This is a genomic window from Mycobacterium sp. SMC-11, assembly GCF_046250095.1.
Classification (GTDB): Bacteria; Actinomycetota; Actinomycetes; order Mycobacteriales; family Mycobacteriaceae; genus Mycobacterium; species Mycobacterium heraklionense_A.
In genome coordinates, this window is record NZ_CP176430.1 from 867,743 (window position 1) to 886,990 (window position 19,248).

A 19,248-nucleotide genomic window follows, 5' to 3' on the forward strand; every position below is an offset into this window, starting at 1 on the left:
CCACTTAGGCTTTCCGACGTGATCGTCACATCGAACGTTAAGGCCGCCAAGAGGGCTGCAGCTGCCAAGGCAGCTGCGTGATCGGTTCACCCACCGCACAGGGATTGGCGCTGGCGTCGGCCACCAGCTTCGGGATCAGCGACTTCGTGGGCGGGGTCGCGTCGCGGCGAGTCGCCGCGCTTCGCGTGGTCTTGGTGTCCACCCCGGTCTCCATGGTGATGCTCGGAATGCTCGCCCTGATCGGCGGCGGCCACATCACGACGAGCACCGTCGTCTTGGGCATGCTCGGTGGACTCAGCCAGGCCCTGGGTATCTGGTGGTTCTACGCCGCCATGGCCACCGGCCCGATCTCGGTGGTATCGCCCCTGGCCGCGGTCGTGGATGCCAGCGTGCCGGTGTGCGTCGGGCGGATGTTGGGGGAGCGGCCCGGGATGCTCGCCAGCGCGGGTATCGCGGTGGCATTGGGTGCGGTGGTGTTGATCAGCTGGCACGCCGGCGACGACGGCGTCCATCGGCCGGGGCTCAGTCACCGCGTGCTCTGGTTGACGGTCGCCTCGGGGGTGGCCCTGGGGCTGAACTTCGTCTTCCTGGACCGCACCCCATCGGATTCGGGGCTGTGGCCCCTGTTGTTTGCGCGTGCCGCCGCCACGGTTCTGGTGATCGCCGTCGCGGCGATGAGCCGCAATCTCAGCGTGCCGACGGGAACACCATTGCGGTTGGCGTTCCTGATCGCACTGCTCGACACCGCCGCCAATGTCACCATGCTGTTCGCGTTGAAGCTCGCGCTGCTGTCGCTGGCCAGCGTGCTGATCTCGCTGTACCCGGCCGCCACGGTGATCTTGGCGGTCGTCCTGCTCGGGGAGCGGGTGCGGCTGCGGCAGGTGCTGGGGATGGTGCTGGCAGGAGTGGCCGTAGCGATGATTACCGGCTAGTTCGGCCTGGTTCGGCCCGTCGCCGACACTAACCGCCGAAACCGACGTTTTGCAGGCCGCTACTCGCACTTTCACTGCGAAACGTCGGTTTCGTTGAGATTCGGCAACCCGATCCGGCGGTAGCGCTCCAACCGGGCCGCCATCCGCTGCTCGGCGGGCACCCTGCCAAGGGCTGACAGTTCGGCGGCGATGGCCCGCGACATGCGCTTGGCGAAGTCGATCGGCTCCTCGGCGGCATCCGGGTGCTCGCCCGCGATCACATCCACGATCCCGTGCGCCCGCAGATCCGCCGAACGGATGCCCTGCGCGGCGGAGAGTTCCGCGGCGTGGTCGGTGTCGCGGAACACGATGGCACTGGCGCCCTCCGGCGGCAGCGGCGCCAACCAGCTGTGCAACGCCGCCAGCACCCGGTCCGCCGGCACCATCGCCAGTGCCGGCCCGCCACTGCCCTGACCCAGCAGCACCGACACCGTCGGCACCTCGAGGGTGACCAGCTCGGCCAGGCAGGCCGCGATCTGGGCGGCCAATCCGCCCTGCTCGGCCTCCACCGACAGTGCCGGGCCCGGGGTGTCGATCACCAACACCAGCGGCAGCCGCAGGCCCGCGGCCAGCGCCATGCCGCGGCGGGCATCGCGCAGCGCCACCGGATCGGTCAGCCGATCTGCGCCCCGCAGCTGCCCCAACACCACGGCGGGCTGGCCGCCGAAGCGCGCCAACGCCAGCAGGATCGTGGCGCCGCGTTCGGTGCTGCCGGTGCCCGAGAGGAAGACGCGTTCGGTGGCGCCGTGCCGCAGCAGAAACCCGACGCCCGGCCGATCCGGACGCCGCGACGCACAGACGGAGTCCCACGCCGCGATGTCGGGAATCGGCTCTGGGGCCGGTTTCGCGGGAGCCGGACCGGGATCGTCGAGCATCACCTTCAACGCCCGCGAGCAGGTGCGTCGCAGCCACTTCAGCGGGATGACGCCGTCGATCACGCCGTAGGCCTGCAGGTTCTCGGCGGTCTGGACGCCCGGCGGGAACGGGGCACCGTAGAGCTGTTCGTAGACCCGCGGGCCCAGAAAACCCACCAATGCCCCCGGCTCGGCCAACGTGACGTGCCCCAGGGAACCCCACGACGCGAACACCCCGCCGGTGGTGGGGTGGCGCAGGTAGACGAGGTAGGGCAGGTGAGCGCGCTTGTGCAGCTCGACTGCGGCGGCGATCTTCACCATCTGCAGGAATGCGACGGTGCCCTCCTGCATCCTGGTGCCGCCCGAACTCGGCGACGCCAGCAATGGCAGGCGTTCGGCGGTGGCCCGCTGGACTGCTGCGGTGATCCGCTCGGCGGCCGCGACCCCGATGGAGCCGGCCAGGAAGTCGAAGTCGCTGGCAATCACCGCTACCCGGCGGCCGTTGATCCGGCCCTCGCCGGTCAGGACCGCCTCGTCGCGGCCGCTGGCAGCCCGGGCCGCCGCCAGCTCGGCTGCGTAAGCGGCACTGGTCGGCACGGCCACCGGCGCGGCGTCCCAACTGAGGAACGAGCCGCGATCGAGCACCGCATCGCGCACTTCATCGGCCCCGGTCCGGCTCACAGATCGAGGCTAATAGGCTGGGACCTCATGATCGGTGTTACCCGCGATGAAGCCGTCACGACTATCGAGTTGCAGCGCCCCGAGCGTCGCAACGCCTTGAACTCCCAGCTCGTCACCGAGTTGCGGGAGGCGGTCTTGGACGCCGCCACCCACGACGTCCGGGCCATCGTGCTGACCGGGCAGGGCACGGTGTTCTGCGCCGGCGCGGACCTGTCCGGGGACGCGTTCGCCGCCGACTACCCCGACAAGCTGGTCGCGCTGCACCAGAGCATCGCCGACGTCCCGGTGCCGGTGATCGGCGCCATCAACGGCGCGGCGATCGGCGCAGGCCTGCAGTTGGCCATGGTCTGTGATCTGCGGGTAGCGGCCCCCGAAGCGTTCTTCCAGTTCCCGGTCGCCAAGTACGGTCTGGCGCTGGACAACTGGAGCATCCGGCGGCTGACCTCACTGGTCGGCTACGGGCGGGCCCGGGCGATGATGCTGACCGCGGAGAAGTTGCCCGCCGACGCGGCACTGCTGACGGGGATGGCCAACCGGATCGGCACCCTTGCCGACGCGCAGGCCTGGGCGCACGAGATCGCCGGACTGGCGCCGCTGGCGCTGCAGCACGCCAAGCGGGTGCTCAACGACGACGGCGCCTACGAGGAGCAGCAGCCGGTGCACAAGGAGCTGTTCGACAAGGCCTGGGGTAGCCAGGACGTCATCGAGGCTCAGGTGGCGCGGGTGGAGAAGCGGCCGCCGAAGTTCCAGGGCGCCTAACGAGCGGACCGGCGCGGTGACCGCAAACGCGGCGGAGCCCGCGGGTCGCCACCATAGACTCGTCGTCATGCTGCGTGGGGCACTTCGACTGGCGGGAACTACAGCGTCGCTGGCCGCTGGTGGCTGGACGCTTCGTGCGCTGCGCGGCACGCCCGCCGCGTTGGGCGCGGCACCCACCGCGATCAATGCGGTGGCCACCCGCTCCAGCAACTACCGAGACGGCATCTTCCACAACATCGAACGCGCCGCAATGGTCAACATGGACCGGGAACAGCAGCGGCTGATGGTGCGTGAGCTGTTCGCCGATCGCATCGGGCGACGGCCCTCCGCGCCGATCCCGCTGGAGGTGCCCGACTTCGGTGTCGCCGTCGAGCCGCTGGCGATCACCTGGCTGGGACACGCGACGGCACTGGTGGAGATCGACGGCTATCGCGTACTGACCGACCCGGTGTGGAGTGAACGCTGCTCGCCGTCGGATGCGGTCGGGCCGCGACGGCTGCACCCCCCGCCGGTGGGGTTCGGCGCGCTACCCGCGGTCGACGCGATCGTGGTCAGCCACGACCACTACGACCACCTCGACATCGACACCGTCATCGCGCTCGCCCGCAGCCAGTGGGCACCGTTCGTCGTCCCGTTGGGCGTCGGAGCGCACCTGCGTGCGTGGGGCATTCCCTCGGAGCGGGTGGTCGAACTCGACTGGGACGAGAACACCACACTGGGCGAGCTGACTGTGACCTGTACGCCGGCTCGGCACTTCTCCGGACGATTCCTGACCCGCAACCAGACCCTGTGGGCGTCGTGGGTGATCGCCGGTCCCGACCACCGGGTCTACTTCGGCGGAGACAGCGGCTACACCGGCAGCTTCAGCACGATCGGCGCCCAGCACGGCCCGTTCGATGCCACGCTGTTGCCGATCGGGGCCTACAACACCGCCTGGCCCGACGTCCACATGAACCCGGAGGAAGCGGTTCAGGCGCACCTCGACTTGAATGCTTCGCCGTCGGGCCTGCTGGTGCCGATTCACTGGGGCACCTTCCGGTTGGCGCCGCACCGCTGGGCCGAGCCGGTCGAACGGCTGCTGGTCGCCGCCGACGCCGCGGGGATATCGACGGCAGTGCCCAGGCCCGGTGGCCGGGTGCAGCCCGGCGCCGCCGCGCCCACGGCGTGGTGGAGGCTCTAGCGCCATGACCAGGTGGGCGGCTACGGCCGGGGCCACTGTGCTGGCCGTTGCTTTAAGCGCGTGCACTCCGGCGGCGACTCCGGCGGCGCAGCACGACACCCCGCCCAACGAGGTGTCCGGCGTGGACATTCCCGCGGGTCGCGTCGACGCCGCAGTTGCCAAACTCGACGGCCTGGCGCAGGACCTGATGACCAGCACCGGAATACCCGGGCTGGCGGTCGCGGTCGTGCACGGTGGGAAGACCGTGTACGCCAAAGGCTTTGGTCTGCGCGACGCGCGCAACGGTGACGGGCCGGACAATGCGGTCAACGCCGACACGGTGTTCCAGCTGGCTTCGATGTCCAAACCCGTCGGCGCCACCGTGGTGGCACAGCAGATCAGCGCGGGGACTATCGGCTGGGACACGCCGGTGGTGACACAGCTGCCCTGGTTCGCCCTGTCGGACCCCTACGTCACCGACCACATCACCATCGCCGACCTGTACGCCCATCGGTCCGGGCTGCCCGATCATGCCGGCGACCGGCTCGAAGACCTCGGCTACGACCGCCGGGAAGTGCTGCAGCGGCTCAGATATCTGCCGCTGGCCCCGTTCCGCAACAACTACGACTACACCAACTTCGGACTGACCGCCGCCGCCGAGGCGGTGGCCGCCGGCGCCGGCGTGCCCTGGGAGCAGCTGTCGGCCGACGTGCTGTACCGACCGCTGGGGATGACGTCGACCAGCTCCCGCTACGCGGACTTTCTGGCCCGACCCAACCGCGCACTCACTCACGTCAAGACCGACGACAGTTATCAGCCGCGATACCAACGCAATCCGGACGCCCAGTCACCGGCCGGCGGAGTCAGTTCCTCGGTGAACGACATGGCCCGCTGGCTGACCATGGTGCTGGCCAACGGCAGCTACGACGGCACCCAGATCATCGCGCCCGAAGCGTTGCTCCCCGCGATCACGCCGCAGGTGATCAGCGCCCCCGCCGGGGTCGGCACCGCCCGGCCAGGGTTCTACGGCGAGGGATTCAACGTGTCGATCACCTCATCGGGGCGCACCCAGTACGGCCACTCGGGCGCTTTCCTGCTGGGCGCCGCGACCGCGTTTTCGGCACTGCCATCGCAGGACGTCGGAATCGTCGTGCTGACCAACGCCACCCCGATCGGGGTCCCGGAGACCTTGATCGCCCAATTCCTCGACCTGGTCCAGTACGGCGAGATCCGCGAGAACTGGCCGACGTTGTACCGACAGGCGCTGGCGCCGATGTCGCAACCCGAAGGCGCGCTGGTGGGTGCCCCACCACCGGCCCATCCGGCTCCCTCCCGGCCACTGTCGCAGTACGTCGGGGAGTACGCCAACCGCTATTGGGGACCGGCCACGGTCACCGAGGACCACGGTGCGCTCGAGGTGACGCTCGGGCCGCAACACCAACGATTCCGGTTGAGCCACTACGACGGTGACACCTTCACCTTCGTCCTGCAGGGCGAGAACGCTGCGGACGGAACGATATCCAAGGCCACCTTCAGCAAGGACGCGGTGGAGCTGGAGTACTTCGATCACGACGAGCTGGGAAGGTTCACCCGTTGACGACAGCGCGAACCGCAGGTCTCACCGACGCGCAAGTCGCCCAGCGGCTCGCGCAGGGCCAGACCAACGACATCCCCGCCCGCGCCGCGCGCAGCGTTCTCGAGATCATCCGAGCCAACGTCTTCACCCGGATCAACGCGATCCTGGGTGTGCTGTTGGCCATTGTGCTCACCACCGGCTCACTGATCAACGGGCTGTTCGGTTTGCTCATCGTCTTCAACAGCGTCATCGGAATGGTGCAGGAGATCCGGGCCAAACAGACGCTGGACAAGCTGGCCATCGTCGGCCAAGCGAAACCGTTGGTGCGCAGGCAGTCCGGGACGCTGCAGCTCCCGCCGGGACAGGTGGTGCTCGACGACGTCATCGAGCTGGGCCCCGGCGACCAGATCGTCGTCGACGGCGAGGTCCTGGAGTCATCCGACCTGGAGGTCGACGAGTCGCTGCTCACCGGTGAAGCCGACCCGATCGGCAAAGACCTGGGCGACCAGGTGATGTCGGGCAGTTTCGTGGTCTCCGGCAGCGGCGCCTACCGGGCCACCCGAGTGGGTCGCGAGGCGTACGCCGCCAAACTGGCCGAGGAGGCCAGCAAGTTCACCCTGGTGAGATCCGAACTGCGCAGCGGCATCAACCAGATCCTGAAATTCATCACCTACCTATTGATCCCGGCCGGGCTGCTGATCATCTACACGCAGTTGTTCACCACCGACGTGGGCTGGCGGGCATCGGTGCTGGCGATGGTGGGTGCCCTGGTACCGATGGTTCCCGAGGGTCTGGTGCTGATGACGTCGCTGGCGTTCGCGGTCGGTGTCGTGCGGCTGGGGCAACGGCAGTGCCTGGTGCAGGAACTGCCCGCGATCGAAGGGCTGGCCCGCGTCGACGTGGTCTGCGCAGACAAGACCGGCACCCTCACCGAGAACGGAATGCGGGTGTCGGAGGTCGCCGAACTCGATGGCGCCGAAGGCCTTCCGGTACACCAAGCGCTGGCCGCGCTGGCCGCCGAAGACGCCCGCCCCAACGCCAGTATCCAGGCCATCGCCGAGGCGTTCCCGACATCGCCGGACTGGACGTCGAGCGCCTGCGCGCCGTTCAAGTCGGCCACCAAATGGAGCGGTGTCTCCTTTTCCGAGCACGGCAACTGGGTGATCGGGGCGCCCGATGTCCTGCTCGAACCGTCCTCGTCGGCCGCCGAGCAGGCCGAACGGATCGGCGCGCGCGGCCTGCGTGTCTTGCTGCTGGGGGTCTGCGACCAACCCGTCGACCATCCTGAAGCGCCGGGACAGGTGACTCCGGCGGCGCTGGTGGTGCTCGAGCAGAAGGTGCGACCGGACGCCCGCGAGACGTTGGATTATTTTGCCGCGCAGGACGTGTCGGTGAAGGTCATCTCCGGCGACAACGCAGTCTCGGTGGGCGCGGTGGCCGCCGAGCTGGGGTTGTCCGGAGACGCGATGGACGCCCGCAAACTGCCCACCGAACCGGACCGACTGGCCGGTGCGTTGGAGGAACACACCGTGTTCGGCCGGGTGCGCCCCGATCAGAAGCGGGCCATGGTGCACGCCTTGCAGGCGCGCGACCACACGGTGGCGATGACCGGCGACGGCGTCAACGATGTGCTGGCACTCAAGGACGCCGACATCGGTGTCGCGATGGGGGCGGGCAGTTCAGCGGCTCGCTCGGTGGCCCAGATCGTGTTGCTGGACAACAAATTCGCCACCCTGCCGTACGTGGTGGGGGAGGGGCGTCGGGTGATCGGCAACATCGAGCGGGTGGCGAACCTGTTCTTGACCAAGACGGTGTATTCCGTACTGCTCGCACTGCTGGTCGGGCTGGTTGGGCTGGCGTCGGCTCTGTTCGGCACCAAGCCGTTGCTATATCCGTTCCAGCCGATCCACGTCACGGTCGCGGCGTGGTTCACCATCGGCATCCCGGCGTTCGTCCTGTCGCTCGCGCCGAACAATGAGCGGGCGCACCCCGGCTTCGTACGACGGGTGATGAGCGGGGCGCTGCCGGCCGGCGTGGTAGTGGGCATCGCCACATTCGCGTCCTACCTGGTGGCCTACCGGGGCAGCGAAGCCACCGCGGTCCAGCAGATCCAAGCTTCCACCAGTGCGTTGATCACTTTGTTGACCACCGCGGGATGGGTCCTGGCCGTGGTGGCGCGGCCCTATCAATGGTGGCGGCTGCTGCTGGTGATCAGCTGCGGGTTGGCCTACGTGGCGATCTTCGCGATGCCGCTGACCCGAGAGAAGTTCCTGCTGGACCCCTCCAACGTGGCGCTGACGTTGGAGGCGCTCGGTATCGGCGTGCTCGGCGCGGCTGCCATCGAGGCGATGTGGTGGGCCCGGGGCGGCGTGCTCGGTGAGCGGCCGAAGTTGTGGCGGGAGTCGGCAACGACCACAATGACCCAGCGATAAACCGCGACACAAGGGGAAAGCACGACATGGCCAAGCTCTCCGGATCCATCGACGTCCCGCTGCCTCCCGAAGAGGCCTGGGCGCACGCCTCGGATCTGTCCCGCTACAAAGAGTGGCTGACCATCCACCGGGTATGGCGCAGTGTGCTGCCCGAGACCCTCGAAAAAGGCACCACGCTGGAGTCGATCGTCGAGGTCAAGGGCATGCTCAACAAGGTCAGGTGGACGATCGTGAACTACAAGCCGCCCACCGGCATGACCCTCAACGGCGACGGCAAGGGCGGGGTCAAGATCAAGCTGCTCGCCAAGGTCGCGCCGGAGGGCGACGGCTCCAAGGTCAGTTTCGACGTGCACCTGGGTGGTCCGGCCCTGTTCGGCCCGATCGGCATGCTGGTGGCCGCCGCGCTCAAGGGCGACATCAACGAGTCGCTGCGCAAGTTCGTCACGGTTTTCGCGCCGAGTTAATCGGTTGCACGCCGCGCCATCCCGCCGCTATGGTGGCGGACGTCCCTGCACAGGAGGTCATGGAATGACAGGCATCGTCGGTCTCACGCCGCTGTCCGCGCGCTGATCACCGCCGAGTTGCCGTAGTCCGGTCCCGGTTGTCAGCGCTTCCGCTGACCTTCCCGGAGACCCCATGTCCCTTCCTTTTTCTGACTCTCAGGCTGTCGTCACCCTGACCGATGTCGGCTTCACCTGGCCCGACGGCAGTGCCGCGCTGGCCGGCGTCACCGGCTCGTTCGGCATCGGCCGCACCGGCCTGGTGGGCGCCAACGGCGCCGGCAAATCCACCCTGCTACGGCTCATCGCCGGGCAACTGCGGCCGACAACCGGGCACATCACCACTGCGGGGCAGGTGGCCTACCTGCCGCAGCTGCTCACCCTCGATACCGACGCCTCGATCGCCGAGCTGCTCGGCGTCGCCGATCGACTCGCCGCCCTGCGGGCCATCGAAGGCGGTGATGCCGCCGAGGCCCATTTCGAGGTGGTCGGTGACGACTGGGACATCGAAGCCCGCGCCGATGCGGCACTGCGCGACATCGGGTTTTCCTCGGGCGACCTCGATCGCCGAGTCGCCGAACTTTCCGGCGGGGAGGTCATGCTGGTGGCGTTGACCGGGCTGCGGTTGGCGGCCGCACCGATCACCCTGCTCGATGAACCGACCAACAACCTGGACCGCGCCGCGCGCAGCGGGCTGGCGCGGCTGGTCGATACCTGGCCGGGTGCACTCATCGTGGCCAGCCATGACACCGCGCTGCTGGAGCAGATGGACTGCACCGCTGAGCTTTACGACGGGCGACTCACCACATTCGGCGGCCCCTACAGCGGCTGGCGGGCCCATCTGGAGGCCGAGCAGGCCGCCGCCCGGACGGCTGCCCGCACCGCGGAACAGGTGGTCAAGGTGGAGAAGCGCCAGCGCGTGGAAGCCGAGACCAAACTTGCCCGACGCAACCGGGCGGCCCAGGTCGCCCAACAGAACAAGCGCGCCGCGAAGATCGTGATGAACCAGAACGCTGCCAATGCCCAGGTTTCGGCGGGCAAGCTGCGCGGGCATCTTGACGGTCGGGTCCGTGACGCCCAAGCCGATCTGGACGCTGCATCCGCTCGGGTCCGTCGCGAGGAACACATTCGCGTGGACCTGCCCGATCCAGAGGTGCCCAAGAGCCGCCGGCTGGCCGAGCTGCCGGGAGCCGACGGACCGATCATCGTGCAGGGACCGGAACGCATCGCCCTGGACGGCCCGAACGGGGTGGGCAAAACGACGCTGCTGGAAGCGCTGCTGACGGGCGATGCGGGGCGACTGCTGACCGACCGGGTCGGATACCTGCCGCAACGCCTGGACCACCTGGACGACGCGGTGTCGGCGTTCGACGCGGTGTCGGCGGTCTCCGGCAGGCAGCCGCAGGCGGTACGGGCCCAACTGGCCCGGTTTCTGCTCACCGCCGACTGTGTGGCCCGGCCGATCGGCACCCTGTCCGGTGGTGAGCGCTTCCGCGTCGCGCTGGCCCAACTACTGCTCGCCGATCCACCGCCGCAGCTGTTGCTGCTCGACGAGCCGACCAACAACCTCGATCTGGACAGCGTCGGTCAGCTCGTCGACGCACTGGAGGGCTATCGGGGAGCCTTCATCGTGGTGAGTCACGACGACGACTTCCTGGCACGGCTCGGCCTGAGGCGAACGTTGACGATGCCGCGCAGCGGTGAGCTGGTCGATGCGAGCTAGTGTCACAACATGACTCGCTCGCGTCCCGGTTGGCTGATTGCGCTGTGCGCGGCCCTGCTGTCGGTCAGCGCATGGCTGCCGTGGCTGACCACGTCGGCCAGCGGCGGCGGGCATGCCAGTGCGATCGGCGGCAGCGCCGGTGCCATCGCGCTGCCGCCCCGATTTGGTGTCGGCCAGCTGATCGTGCTGCTCGCCTCCGTTCTGCTGGTGGCCGGCGCGATGGTGGCCCGGGAACTCTTCAGCCGGCTGGCCGCGGTCATCGCGGTGCTGGACTCTGCGCTCATCGCTGCCCTGGGCATCTGGTACTACCGGTTGAACGTCGCGGCGCCGATAACCGCCGGCTACGGCCTTTACATCGGCGCCGTCGCCGTAGTGGGTGCGCTGGCCTTTTCGGTGTGGGCGCTGGTCACCACAGTGCGGCGATGACCTCGCCGAAGGCCTCGGCGTGTTCGTGAGCCGGACACGTGCCGGGCCTGCCGGGGACTGTCGTAATGCTGTGTCATGGTGACGTCATGACGCAGTCGAGGTCGGTAACGACGGCCGAGGTTCTTGAACGGGCCCAAAGGTTTCCTCGGCTGCGCTACATGGGCTCGAAATACCAACTGCTGCCGCACCTGGAGCGGTTGTTTGCCGATCTTGGCGGCGAAACGGCCCTAGATGCGTTCTCCGGCTCTGGGGTGGTCTCGTACCTGTTAAAGGCACAAGGGTTCTCGGTGACGAGCAACGATTTTCTCGCGTTCCCCGGCATGATCACCCGCGCGACTGTTGCTAACTCGTCTGTGCGACTCACCGCTGCGGACATTGACCTGATCTGCGGACCGGCTGCCGATGACCGTGACTTCATCCAGACCAAGTTCGACGGGCTCTACTACACCCCGGAGGATCGTGCGTTCCTCGATTCGGCGTGGTCGCACATCGATCAGCTGACCGGATTCAAGCGAGACATCGCGATCTCCGCGCTGGTGCTCTCCGCTGCTCGACGCCAACCTCGCGGGGTGTTCACCTTCACCGACTCCACCAAATACGCTGACGGCCGCCGCGATCTCCGCATGACACTGCGGGAGCATTTTCGTCGTGCTGCCGCGGAGTACAACGCCGTCGTATTCAGGAACGGGAGCAAGAGCCGCACGGCGACCGGCGATATCTTCGACTTGGACGTCGAGACCCCGGACCTGGTGTATCTGGACCCGCCCTACGCGCCGCCGCGTGACGACGCCGACTACATGAAGCGGTATCACTTCCTCGAAGGGCTAAGCGTCTACTGGCGCGATGTCACGATCATGGAAGAGACAAAGACCAAGAAGATAGCCAAGCGATTCACCCCGTTTGCCTACAAGCGCACGATCGAGGACGCGCTGCTGCGGACCTTTGAGCGGTTCGAGGATGCGGGCGCGATCGTGCTGTCCTACTCCTCGAACGCGCTTCCCGATGCCAGCCGGATCGTCGACTTGCTCGGCAAGGTGAAGACTGACGTACGGAAAATCGCCGTCGACCACAAGTACAGCTTCGGAACGCACTCGGCGGCCACCCGCCGCGACGTGTCCGAGTACCTGTTTGTCGGAACCAATGCATGAGCGACGCCGTTCCGTTCCCTGACTATCTCGGTGCGCTCGGCCGTTTGAGCGCGCACATCGATCCGCTCGCCGCTACGCCCGAGACCGACGCTATCCGTCGCGCGGTCGTGTCGCTGGCTGCCCTGCCAACGATCGATCGCGCGTCGCTCACCGCGTGGGTGACCGCCAACCCCCACGACGTACCAGTGCTGGCACTCTTTACCGGCCTTGGCCAGGAGAAGCTCAAGAATGCGCTCAAACATGAGTTTGATACCTCGGGGTGGGTGCGGCTTGCCCGCACCCGAGCTTCGGAGCTGATCGACTGGCTCGACGATGCGTACTTTCTGGTGCCGCAGACGATTGCGCAACTACACGCGCAGTACGGGGCCGCGGATGTACTCATAGCGCGTGCAGGTACTCGGGCCGCGGCTGCAGCTGCCGGACAGCAGGGCCGTCACGTAGAAGACGAGATCGAAGCCGTCGTCAAGGGACTCGGCCTGCCTTATGAGACGCGCACGCGTTTCGTAGGGCGCAGCGGGCGTACCGCTCCGTGTGACCTGGTCATCCCTAACGGCAGTGCCGCAGAGATCGTGGTCGCAGCAAAGGGCTACGACTCGACGGGGAGCAAGCTCACCGACGCGGTGCGGGAAATCGAGGAGATGGCAGAGGTTCGCTCGCCACGGCAGTTTGTGATCGCAGTGATTGACGGGATCGGCTGGAAGAATCGCGTCTCGGACCTGCGGAAGATCCATCAGCTCTGGGACGATCGGGCGATCGACGGCATGTATACGTTGAGCACGCTCGACAAGTTCCGCAGCGATATCGAGGATGCTGCCCGGCTGCGAAAGTTCTTGTAACCAAATCACTCTCGTGCACGGTCAGTGGGCGCTGGTCACCGCAGCGCGGCGATGACCTCCGCGAAGGCCTCGGCGTGTTGCTGCTGAACGGTGAAGTAGCTGATCCCGTAGCGGTGGCGGCGTTCGCGCAGCGTGTCGGCCATCTCGTCAACCGATCCGGACAGCACCGCGGGTGAGGCCAGCAGTTCCTCATCCGACAGTGTCGGCGCGAACCGGCGGGTCAGCGACAGGTTGGGTGTCCCGGAGCCGTCGGTCGGCACTGCGGTGATGGCCAGGTTCAGTTCGAGGGCATCGAACCGGTTGCCGGCGGCCGCGCGGACGAAGTCGATTCGCTCGGCCAGCGAATCGTCGGCGCCGTCCACCCGCGACCCGGTCAATCCGATGATGTCGGCGTGGCGCGCTGCCGTGGTCAGTAGCCGGTCACCGCTGCCGGCGATCAGGATGGGCACGCGCGGCTGGTGTGTCGCTACGTATTTCGTCACGTGCTCGAGGTATTCGACGCGGCGACCGGCGCTGGGAAAGGGCAGCTCGGCGGCCTCGAACTCCGCGCGCACGTAGCCCGCACCCAGACCCACCTCCAGTCGCCCGCCCGAGAGTACGTCGGTGTCGGCGATGTCGCGGGTCAGCAGCGCCGGCTTGTAGAAGCCGGCGTTGAGCACGTAGGTGCCCACCCGGATCGTCGAGGTGGCCGCGGCAGCGGCGACCAGGACCGGGAAGGGTGCCGGGGCGCCAAGATGGTCGGGCACGTGCAGGACGTCGAAGCCGAAGCCCTCCAGCCGCCGCGCGGTCTCGGCGAGTTCGGTCGCCGACCGGATCGGGTTCAGGCCCACGCCGAAGCGAAACTGCTTTTCCACCAACTACCTCCTCAACCGGCTTTGCCGAGTGCGGGCCCCTGCGGTCAGCGTGCCGGCCGCGACGGCGCGGGCGCTGGGCTGGGTGCCGGAGACCGGGTCTCGCCGCTCGCCGACTCTTCTGGTTGCGCTGCAGGGAAGACCCACTTGCCCGACAAGATGTCCTTGTCGGGTTGGTAGAGCCGGACCATGTAGTTCCATCCCGGTGTGGTGGGCAGGCAATTGGCTGTGTTGTCGTCCGAGCAACCCCCGAATTGCACGGTCACCGATCCGTCTGCCGCTTTGTCCGCAGTGATGTTGTTGACCGAGTACGCCTGTTGCGGGTTCTCGGTGAAGTAACCGTTCTTGTTGTAGACGGTGACCGACCAGAACGCTTTCACCGGAACGTCTTTGACGGTCAGGCGGTACACCGTGTTGCCGTCGTTGCGGGCCGGGGTGACGGTGAGATACAGCGCCTCCTTCTCGGAGTTGCCGCCCCACGCCGCGGCCGCCCCGATCAGATGCCGTACCGGGTCCGTGTCGGCCTCGGTGCCGAACATGCCCCGGGTGTCGGGGATGGTCTGGGCCAGCTCCAACAACGCGTCGGTGACCTTCTTCTGGCTGACTGGGTCCCAGCGGGGCACGTCGAAGCTGCCGGTGTCGTCTTGTTGCGCGGTGATCGCGTCCTGCAGGCGGTGTGCTGCGGCCAGGTCGGCCGGATCGTTGGGATCGGCCAGGATACGAATGGCGACGGCCACATAGCGGGTTCCGACATGTTGCTGGTCCAGGGTGTGCTCGCCGCCGCCGTAGAACATGTCCGTGACGTATTCGTCCTGGTTGATCACCTGCGCCGACATGTATCGCTGACCGGGATCGGGCAGTGTCAGGGTGACCGGACTGGCCTGCAGGTCGAACACCGCAGCCGAGTACAAGGTGTCCCGGTTGGAGCGCACCACCAGTTGCCTGTCAACCGGGGTGACGTCGCGCATGTGGAAGAAACGGCCGAAGCCGTTCTCGTTGACGATGTTGGTGAATTCCTGGTCGGTGACGGCCCGCACGAAATTGTCCGGCGACACCAACACCATGCCGTTGGGGGTGCTGCGGGGGGCCAGGTTCGCCACCGGGTCGGTGCCGGTCTTCGTCACCGTCAGCCCGCATCCGCCCAGGACCAATGCCGTCGTCACCGCGCCGAACGCAGAAAGCCATCGCATGGACATGCAGCGCAACCTACCGGTCGATACCGGTTGATGTCGGCAACGGGTTTGGCGACACGATCGCCTCAAACTGCGCGACGACTATTGCACCTCTTCCAGTCCGGCCGTATGGTCCCAATAAAAATCAGCCGTGAGTAAAAAGAGAAAATGGTTAACGAGATCGGGAGAGTAGTGGCCGTGGACATGACCGGTAACACCGAAGCGCGACGCCCGTCGCGGGTTTCGTCCTGGCTCCGCTCCTCGGGTCGCGCACGGCGATTGGGGACCGCGGCAGTGGCGGTCGGCGGCGCGCTGTCGATGGTGCTGGGCACCCCGTTGGGTACGGCCGGTAGCGCCGCACCTGCGGTGACGTTGACCGCGGGGTATCAGCAGGCCCTCGACGCCTTGCTCGACGCCATGAAGCAGGCACAGGCCTACGACCTGTCACTTCCCTATGCCTCGCCCGGCGACGCGGACACGCTGATGACGATGCTGCGCAACACCAACTACCAGCTGATCACCACCGGATTGTCGCGGGTCACCGAGCTGTTCAACGGAGTGTTCTTCCAATCGCCCGAAGTGGTCGCGGGGAACGTCGCCGACTCGCGCCAATATTTCGACTACTTCACCCCCGACATCAACTACCACGTCACCGCGGGGCTGGCTCCCGGTGCGACCTACGTGCTCACCGGAACCCTCGGCGGGGCAACCGAGCACATGTCGATCAGCACCATGGCCGTCACCGGCGCCACGGCCCACACCATCGAGGACCTGGAACTCAACCACGGTCTGGTTGTCGACGACAAGGGCAACTTCACCATCTACATCGGGCCGGAAGCGCCAGCGGGTGCGGTCAACTTCTTGGACTCCACCGACGCCACCGTCGGCGGCGCCGCGTCCCTGCTGATCCGCGATATGACGGGCGACTGGGCCAAGGGTCCGGCCACCATCAGCCTGCAGTGCGTGGCCGACTGCCCGCCGTTCTTCTCCATCCCGGCCGGCGGATTCTTCCCCACCGAAGGTGGTGGAACCGACGTGCCGACCGAGCCGGCCAAGATCGGCTCCGTCGACGACGTGTTGAACATGCTGTTCAACGCCTTCGCCCAGATCGTCGTGCCCTTCAACCAGCGCAGCATCGAAGGTGGGGCATCGGTGGGTATGGAGGTGCCCCCCAACACGATGATGACGCTGGCACCGGAGACCAGCTACGGAGTCGGTCTGGAGTCTGCGGTCGTCACCGGCGGCAACTGGGATCTGGATTCCGGTGAGGCGCTGATCCTGAAGGTGCCGAACGTGGAGGCGGCCTACAGCGGCATCGAGCTGATGAACGTCTACGGCGGTGCGCTGCCCTACGTCATGGCCCAGACCACCCTCAACCACACCACCACCTTCCATTCCGACGACGGCTACACCTACTACGTCATCAGCGCGACGAATCCGGGCGTGGCCAACTGGCTCGACACTGGCGGACTCGCCACGGGTGAGATCTTCGCGCGCTTCGAGAACGTCGACGATCGGGACGCCGCGATCGGCCTGGGGGTGACGGCGCAGGTGGTGCCGGTCGGCGACATCGCCCAGTACCTGCCCAGCGACACCCCGACCGTCAGCCCGGAGGAGTTCGCCGCCGACATGCTCCGGCGGGTGATGTCGTATGACTACGGCATGGACGTGTCCCGGATCCACGCCCAGCCCGCCTGGGTGCTGCAGCATCTGGAGCTCAACGCGCTGTCGGCGCTGATGGGCCGCGATAACTTTGAGTTGGTGTTCGGCAGCCAGCCCTCCACTCCGATCGAGCTGCGGTTCACCGACGCGCTGAGCCCGGACTGGGATGCCGTCATGCGCAGCATCATGGACCACCCGATGGAGAGTCTGACCTCGGTGTGGAACGCCCTGCCGGTGCTGACCAGCGACATCACTCTGCCGATCACGTTGGCGCTGGCCCAGACCGCCATGTCGGTGCTGATGCCGCAGATGTTCATCACGGCCATCGACGACGCGCTGTTCAACCCGAACACCAGCATCTTGGCCGGGCTGCTCAACGCTCGCGACGACTTCGCGACGGTGATCCTGAGCGGCAACGACGACTGGCCGACCGAACTCAGTGCCCAGGCGGCCCAGCAGTGGGCCAACATGTCCGACCTGATCGCCAACACCCCGAGCTTCAGCCTGGCGGATCTGTTCGGCTGATCCCACACCGGTGTGCGAGTCTGTCGACTTGCTGTGGCTCTGAAATGTATTAGCTGGAGCTTCTTGACGGCCTAGCGATGCCTGAGGACTGTCAGAGCCATGGCTCTTCGGCGTCTGAGGATGGGGATGACGGGCGCGGCCAGCGCGTTTGTGGCGCTGGGGCTGGGGCAGTTGGCGTCTGCGCCCGACGCCCATGCCGACGACTTCGACATGCTCATCGACCAGGTTCTCAATGCGATGACGAGTTTCCTGGAGATGGGCTCGGTCAGCACGGTGTTGGGTCCGCAGGTGGACAGCGAACTCGTCAGCTGGCTGGGCAGCCTTGATCCGGTCGGCGCCGCCAGCGCCGACGCACAGGCGATGAGCCAGAACCTGTTGGTGAACCCCAGTTTTGAGACGGCCGATCCGTCCGGGTCGGGCTACAGCGGGGTGACCATCCCGGGCTGGACCGAGTCCGGCACCCCGACCGTGATCGCCTACGGCACCCCGGTCGGTTATCCGTCCCCGGTGTCGTTTCCGTTGCCGACGGTGTCGGGATTGTTCGGTTTTCCGCAGACCGCGCCACCGGGCGCCGGTGACAACTTCGCCGGCGGCGGACCGGTGGGCACGTCCACCGTCAGCCAAACGGTCGACCTCACCGGTGCGGCCGGAACGCCGTATGCGCTCAGTGCGGATCTCGGTGGCCAAACATGGAACCCGTCGTATGCCTCAGTGCAGGTCAGCTTCCTCGACGCCCACGGCAACGTGGTGGGCACTGGCTCGCTCAACCCCGTCACGGTATGGGATCGCTGGGGTTTCACCGGGTTTGAGCAACGTGAGATCACCGGGACTGTCCCTGAAGGCGCCGTCTCCGCCAAGGTGACCACGACCTTCACCGACGAAAACCAGTACCTCGGCAACTACAACGGCGCCTACGCCGACAACGAGTCGTTCACCGTCGGCGACCCCAGCCTTACCGCCGCGCCGCTGGTGGCGCCGGCATCCGACGTCGGCCAACTGGACCACGTGTTCGTCATCTACATGGAGAACAAGGGTGCCGCCGACATCGTCGGCAGTCCCAACGCGCCGTACATGAACAGCCTGATCAACACCTACGGATATGACGACAACTACTACGCGCTGGGCCACCCCAGCGACCCCAACTACTTCCGGATCCTGGGGGGATCGGATTTCGGCATCGACTACAACTCCGCCTTGAACTCCATTGACGCACCGAACCTCATGCAGGAAATGGATCTGGCGGGCATCTCGTGGGCCGGCTACGCGCAGAGCATGCCGAGCGCCGGTGACCTCGTGTCATCCGGTGACTACTCCGCCGACGAACTGCCATTCGCCCAATTCGGTTACGTCTACGGCAACACCCCTGACTACTTGCAGGACCACCTGCTTCCGCTGACGCAGCTGTCCACCGACCTCGCTGACCCGAGCAAGTTCCCCGGATTCACCTGGATCGCCGCCAACGAGGACAACAACGGGGAAGGCCCGGTCGACACGCTCAGTGGCGTTCTCCAGTTCATCGCCACTCAGCTTGGTGACCATCAGTACAACGTCGCGGCCGCCGACCAGTTCGTCCAGCAGGAGGTCTCCACCATCGAGAGCTCGAAGACGTGGACCGACCCGAACGAGAAGGACGCGATCATCATCGTCACGGACGAGGACAACAACAACCTCTCACTGGGCTTCGGTAACCAGGGCAACAACGTTCCCATGATCGTCATCCCGAGCGGGGGCGCCGTGACGTACGGCGGGATGCAATCCGGCAACTTCACCACCGACGCCTATTACAACGAGTACAGCCTGATGGCCACCGTCGAACAGGCCTTGGGGCTGGCCCCGCTCACCGACAACGACACCTACGCCACACCCATGAACGCGTTCTGGAAGTAGCCGGAATTCACCCGAAGCCATACACGACTTTGGTGCCCCTGTTTAGTGTCGGTTGATGGTTGACGGATCTGTGTCGGTTGATCGTT

Annotated in this window: 15 protein-coding genes; 12 read left to right on the plus strand and 3 right to left on the minus strand. The window is 66.7% G+C overall.

The features are described 5' to 3' along the window. Window positions 1–77: 77 nt before the first annotated feature. Complete coding sequence (locus tag ACKY0X_RS04175) at window positions 78–932, plus strand: EamA family transporter (RefSeq protein ID WP_409428428.1); 855 nt, start codon at window positions 78–80, stop codon at window positions 930–932. Between the two features lie 71 nt (window positions 933–1,003). On the opposite strand, the gene ACKY0X_RS04180 is transcribed toward ACKY0X_RS04175, so the two are convergent. Next, a complete protein-coding gene (locus tag ACKY0X_RS04180) occupies window positions 1,004–2,506 on the minus strand; it encodes a carboxyl transferase domain-containing protein (protein ID WP_409428429.1) in 1,503 nt (500 codons plus the stop codon). A gap of 27 nt (window positions 2,507–2,533) precedes the next feature. Here ACKY0X_RS04180 and ACKY0X_RS04185 point away from each other — a divergent pair, with 27 nt between their 5' ends. From ACKY0X_RS04185 to ACKY0X_RS04225, 9 genes are all read left to right on the plus strand, one after another. After that, a complete protein-coding gene (locus tag ACKY0X_RS04185) occupies window positions 2,534–3,265 on the plus strand; it encodes an enoyl-CoA hydratase (RefSeq protein WP_308485738.1) in 732 nt (243 codons plus the stop codon). A gap of 67 nt (window positions 3,266–3,332) precedes the next feature. Beyond that, window positions 3,333–4,445 (plus strand): MBL fold metallo-hydrolase, encoded by a 1,113-nt coding sequence (locus ACKY0X_RS04190; protein WP_409428430.1) that lies wholly within the window; start codon window positions 3,333–3,335, stop codon window positions 4,443–4,445. 4 nt (window positions 4,446–4,449) lie between these two features. Next, window positions 4,450–6,021 (plus strand): serine hydrolase, encoded by a 1,572-nt coding sequence (locus ACKY0X_RS04195; RefSeq protein ID WP_409428431.1) that lies wholly within the window; start codon window positions 4,450–4,452, stop codon window positions 6,019–6,021. After that, window positions 6,018–8,432: a cation-translocating P-type ATPase gene (locus ACKY0X_RS04200; protein WP_409428432.1), complete on the plus strand. Its 2,415-nt coding sequence runs from the start codon at window positions 6,018–6,020 to the stop codon at window positions 8,430–8,432. The genes ACKY0X_RS04195 and ACKY0X_RS04200 overlap by 4 nt, the downstream gene beginning before the upstream one ends. 26 nt (window positions 8,433–8,458) lie before the next feature. Continuing rightward, window positions 8,459–8,896, plus strand: coding sequence for an SRPBCC family protein (locus ACKY0X_RS04205; RefSeq protein WP_409428433.1), 438 nt, complete (start codon window positions 8,459–8,461; stop codon window positions 8,894–8,896). Between the two features lie 172 nt (window positions 8,897–9,068). Next, window positions 9,069–10,655: an ABC-F family ATP-binding cassette domain-containing protein gene (locus tag ACKY0X_RS04210; RefSeq protein ID WP_409428434.1), complete on the plus strand. Its 1,587-nt coding sequence runs from the start codon at window positions 9,069–9,071 to the stop codon at window positions 10,653–10,655. 9 nt (window positions 10,656–10,664) lie between these two features. Then, a complete protein-coding gene (locus ACKY0X_RS04215) occupies window positions 10,665–11,081 on the plus strand; it encodes a hypothetical protein (RefSeq protein ID WP_409428435.1) in 417 nt (138 codons plus the stop codon). An 86-nt stretch (window positions 11,082–11,167) separates the two neighbouring features. After that, entirely contained in the window at window positions 11,168–12,229 is a 1,062-nt protein-coding gene (locus ACKY0X_RS04220; RefSeq protein WP_409429497.1) for a DNA adenine methylase, read from the plus strand. Then, window positions 12,226–13,065 carry a hypothetical protein gene (locus ACKY0X_RS04225; RefSeq protein WP_409428436.1) on the plus strand — a complete coding sequence of 280 codons (840 nt, stop codon included), beginning with the start codon at window positions 12,226–12,228 and terminating at the stop codon, window positions 13,063–13,065. The genes ACKY0X_RS04220 and ACKY0X_RS04225 overlap by 4 nt, the downstream gene beginning before the upstream one ends. Before the next feature lie 35 nt (window positions 13,066–13,100). Here the strand turns inward: ACKY0X_RS04225 and ACKY0X_RS04230 are convergent, their stop codons facing one another. After that, a complete protein-coding gene (locus ACKY0X_RS04230; RefSeq protein ID WP_409428437.1) occupies window positions 13,101–13,919 on the minus strand; it encodes an LLM class F420-dependent oxidoreductase in 819 nt (272 codons plus the stop codon). 44 nt (window positions 13,920–13,963) lie between these two features. Then, a complete protein-coding gene (locus tag ACKY0X_RS04235) occupies window positions 13,964–14,971 on the minus strand; it encodes a DUF1214 domain-containing protein (protein ID WP_409429498.1) in 1,008 nt (335 codons plus the stop codon). Window positions 14,972–15,292: 321 nt separating this feature from the next. On the opposite strand from ACKY0X_RS04235, the gene ACKY0X_RS04240 reads away from it, so the two are divergent. Both ACKY0X_RS04240 and ACKY0X_RS04245 read left to right on the plus strand, forming a co-directional pair. Then, window positions 15,293–17,275, plus strand: a complete 1,983-nt coding sequence (locus ACKY0X_RS04240) for a hypothetical protein (RefSeq protein WP_409429499.1) — start codon at window positions 15,293–15,295, stop codon at window positions 17,273–17,275. A 126-nt stretch (window positions 17,276–17,401) separates the two neighbouring features. Further along, a complete protein-coding gene (locus ACKY0X_RS04245; protein ID WP_409428438.1) occupies window positions 17,402–19,162 on the plus strand; it encodes an alkaline phosphatase family protein in 1,761 nt (586 codons plus the stop codon). The last annotated feature ends 86 nt before the right edge of the window (window positions 19,163–19,248 follow it).